Here is a 3,736-nt window from a genome sequence, read left to right as displayed (position 1 = left end):
CGGCGGCGTCGACGTCCGCGAGCGAGCGGGGCAGCTGGGCCGCCTCCAGGGTGACGAACTCCAGCTTCTTCGGGTTGTCCTCGACGTCCTGGACGGTCGCGGTGTCCTCGGTGCCCGCCTTGACCTTGATCAGGCCGTTGGCCTGGAGCAGCTTGAGGCCGCGGGTCTCGTTGGTGGCGTCGTTGGCGACGGCGACCTTGGCGCCCTCGGGCAGGTCGGCGAGCGCCTTGTGCTTCTGGGAGTAGACGCCCAGCGGCTCGATGTGCACGCCCGCGATCCACGCCAGGTCCTCGCCGCTGGAGGCCTTGAAGGTGTCCAGGTAGGGCACGGTCTGGAAGTAGTTGGCGTCCAGCGAGCCGTCGACCAGCGCCGTGTTGGGCTGGACGTAGTCGGTGAACTCCACGACCTCGATCTTCAGGCCCTTGGCCGAGGCGAGGTTGTCGGCGACGTAGCGCAGGACCGCGGCGTGCGGGACGGGGCTGACGCCGACCTTCAGCGGGGCGCCAGGGTCGGCCGACGCACCGCCACCGGCGCTGTCGCCGCTGCCGCAGGCGGTCGCCGAGGCGGCCAGCAGCAGCGTGAGGAGGGCAGCACGAATACGCATGGGGTGTTCCTTCGGTGTGGTGGTGCGGGTGTGGAAGAGGTGTGCGAGAGCCCTCAGGGTGGCTCAGATGGACGCGTGGCGCCTGCGGTCGAGACCTCGGGCCAGGCGGTTGAAGCCGAACTGGATGACCGTGGCGACCACCGCGAGCACCGCGACCGTGGACCACAGGACCCGGTCGTCGAAGCGCTGGTAGCCCAGGCGCACGGCCAGGTCGCCGAGCCCGCCGCCGCCGAGCACGCCCGCCATGGCGGAGTACCCGAGCAGGGCGATCGCGGTCACGCCGATGGCGTTGACCAGCGCGGGCAGCGACTCGCGCAGCAGCACGCTGCGCACGATCCGCAGGGTGCTCGCCCCGGTGGTCACGGCCGCTTCCACGATCGTGACGTGCACCTCGGAGAGCACGTTCTGCACGAGCCGCGCCACGAACGGGATGGCGCCCACCGACAGCGGCACGATCGCCGCCGTCGGGCCGATGGACTGGCCGATCAGGGTCCTGGTCAGCGAGGTCAGCAGGACCAGCAGCACCAGGAACGGCATGGCGCGGCCGAGGTCGACCACGAAGCCGAGGACCTTGTGGAGCAGTGGCCGGGGGTGCAGCCCACCGGGTGCGGTGAGCTGCAGCCAGACTCCGACCGGCACGCCGAGCACGGTGGCGATCAGCGTGGACACGGCCACCATGTACAACGTCTCGCCCGTTGCCGTGACGAGGTAGTCGAACACGGTCGACCAGGGTGTTGCCTTCCTCACGCAGCTACTCCCTGAGGTCCCTTGGCGGCGCGGCGCACGGAGCCGCCCGCCTCGGAGATCCACTCCAGCGCCGAGTCGGCGCGCTCACCGTTGAGGCCGACGCGGAAGCGCGCGACCGGGGTCTCACCGAGCCGGGTCATGCCGCCGCCCAGCAGGTTCAGCTCGACGCCGAACCGGGCGGTGACCTCCGGGAGCAGGGCGCCGACCGCGGCGAAGCCGACGAGGACGACGTCGGCGGTGCGGTCGTAGCCGTGCTCGGCTCCGGGGTTCTGGGTGACCGAGGGCAGCAGCGAAGACGCGGTGCGGCTGCTCGCGTCGGCCACCAGGTCGAGGACCTTGCCGTTCTCCACGACCCGGCCGTCCTCCAGGACCGCGACGTCGTCGCAGATCTTCCGGACGACGCCCATGTCGTGGGTGACGATCAGGACGGTGACGCCCAGCTCGGCGCGCGCCCGGTCGAGCACGGTCAGCACGGAGCCGGTGGTCTCGGGGTCGAGCGCGGAGGTGGGCTCGTCGGCCAGCAGCACGGACGGGCTGGCCGCGAGGGCGCGGGCGACCGCGACGCGCTGGCGCTGGCCGCCGGAGAGCTGGTCGGGGTAGGAGGCGGCCTTGTCGGTGAGGCCGACCAGGTCGAGCAGCTCGCCGACGCGGGCGCGGCGCTGCGGGCCGGGGACGCCCGCGGCCTCCAGCGGGAGCGCGACGTTGCCCGCGGCGGTGCGCTGGCGCAGCAGCGAGTCGCCCTGGGGGACGACGCCGATCTGCCTGCGGGCCGCCCGCAGGGCTGTGCCGCCGAGCGAGACGAGGTCGGTGCCGTCGACGCGGATGGCGCCGCTGTCGGGGCGCTCCAGGAGCGCGACGCAGCGGGCGAGCGTGGACTTGCCCGCGCCGGAGGGGCCGACGACGCCGATGACGGTGCCCGCGGCGACCTCGAGGTTCACGCCGTCGAGGGCGCGGGTGCCGCCGGGGAAGGACTTGGTGAGGTTCTCGACAGTGATCACGTTTTCGCTCCACGACTGCGTGCGGCGGCGCACGCTCGTGGCGTGGGCGACCGGGGACCAGTTCAGGGTGTGGTTGTCCCGCTGCTGGAGAGAGGGGACGACGAAGTGCCTGGGGGGATGCGCTCTAGACGAGGCAGGTGCGACAGGCGGTCGCCGTGCGGCGGCCGTGGTCGACTACTCGCCTGCGCGTGAGCATTCGCATCGTGGGCACGTGATCCTCCATCGACCCTGGCGGAAGCACCTGCCCCCTTGGGAGGGTGGTTGCTGCGGCGTCGTGGAGCCAGGTCTCTCGGCCGCTCGGGATGGCAGGAACGAGTAGACCCGATGAAACGCGCCTGACGCAAGCCTGTAAGAGGATCGTTCGTCAGATCACACTGTCGGCCGAAAGATCAACGGTCAGTGACCGGTCGAGACCTCGGCTATCCGGACGAAGTCGGTGACGGCCAGCTGCTCGCCCCTGGCGGACGGGTCGACGCCCGCGGCGACGAGCCTGCGCTCGGCCTCGGCGGCGGAGCCCGCCCAGCCGGACAGGGCGGCGCGCAGGGTCTTGCGGCGCTGCGCGAAAGCGGCGTCGACCAGCGGGAACAGCACCTCGCGCGGCACGTCGGACAGCGGGGTGTCGCGGCGGGTGAAGCCGACCAGCGCGGAGTCCACGTTGGGCACGGGCCAGAACACCGAGCGCCCGACGGGGCCGGCGCGGCGGGCGTCGGCGTACCAGGCGAGCTTGACGCTGGGCACCCCGTAGACCTTGGAGCCGGGGCCCGCGGCCATCCGGTCGGCGACTTCGGACTGCACCATCACCAGACCGGTGCGCAGCGACGGCAGCTCGGCGAGCAGGTGCAGCACGACGGGCACGGCGACGTTGTACGGCAGGTTCGCGACGAGCGCGGTCGGCGCGTGCGGGAGCTGCGCGGCGGTGACGCGCATGGCGTCGGCGGTGACCACCGACAGGTTCGCCGCGAGCGACGGGGCGCGCTCGGCGGCGGTCGCCGGGAGGCGCGCGGCGAGCACCGGGTCGATCTCGACGGCGACCAGGCTCGCGCAGGCCGGGAGCAGGGCGAGGGTGAGCGAGCCGAGGCCGGGGCCGACCTCCAGCACCACGTCGTCGGGGCGCAGGTTCGCGGCGGCGACGATCTTGCGGACGGTGTTGGGGTCGTGCACGAAGTTCTGGCCGAGCTTCTTGGTCGGCCGGACGTCCAGCTCGGCGGCGAGCCTGCGCACGTCCGCCGGGCCCAGCAGCGCCGATGCCGCGCCGGGGTCGCTCTGCGGGGTGCCGGTGGGGGCTTCGCTCACCGGGCCATTGTCCACGATCGCGCGGGGTGCTCGGTCCCCGGTGACGCCGAAGGCCCCCGCGCCGGTCGCGCGGGAGCCTTCGGTAAACCTTCGG

4 protein-coding genes and 1 riboswitch are annotated in these 3,736 nt (G+C 72.8%); all 4 genes read right to left on the bottom strand.

Going from position 1 to position 3,736, the window contains the following annotated elements; genetic code table 11:
* On the bottom strand, nucleotides 1-604 hold a 604-nt coding region (locus ACTUAL_RS10910), incomplete at its 3' end, for a MetQ/NlpA family ABC transporter substrate-binding protein (RefSeq protein WP_440900167.1).
* Nucleotides 605-667: 63 nt separating this feature from the next.
* Nucleotides 668-1,351: a methionine ABC transporter permease gene (locus ACTUAL_RS10905; RefSeq protein WP_012783272.1), complete on the bottom strand. Its 684-nt coding sequence runs from the start codon at nucleotides 1,349-1,351 to the stop codon at nucleotides 668-670.
* Entirely contained in the window at nucleotides 1,348-2,349 is a 1,002-nt protein-coding gene (locus ACTUAL_RS10900) for a methionine ABC transporter ATP-binding protein (RefSeq protein ID WP_012783271.1), read from the bottom strand. The genes ACTUAL_RS10905 and ACTUAL_RS10900 overlap by 4 nt, the downstream gene beginning before the upstream one ends.
* Before the next feature lie 216 nt (nucleotides 2,350-2,565).
* Nucleotides 2,566-2,658, bottom strand: a riboswitch (SAM riboswitch).
* An 87-nt stretch (nucleotides 2,659-2,745) separates the two neighbouring features.
* Nucleotides 2,746-3,642: a 16S rRNA (adenine(1518)-N(6)/adenine(1519)-N(6))-dimethyltransferase RsmA gene (rsmA, locus tag ACTUAL_RS10895; protein WP_440900166.1), complete on the bottom strand. Its 897-nt coding sequence runs from the start codon at nucleotides 3,640-3,642 to the stop codon at nucleotides 2,746-2,748.
* Nucleotides 3,643-3,736 lie beyond the last annotated feature (94 nt).

Source organism: Actinosynnema sp. (assembly GCF_052038725.1).
This window is presented reverse-complemented; position numbering and strand designations above follow the sequence as displayed.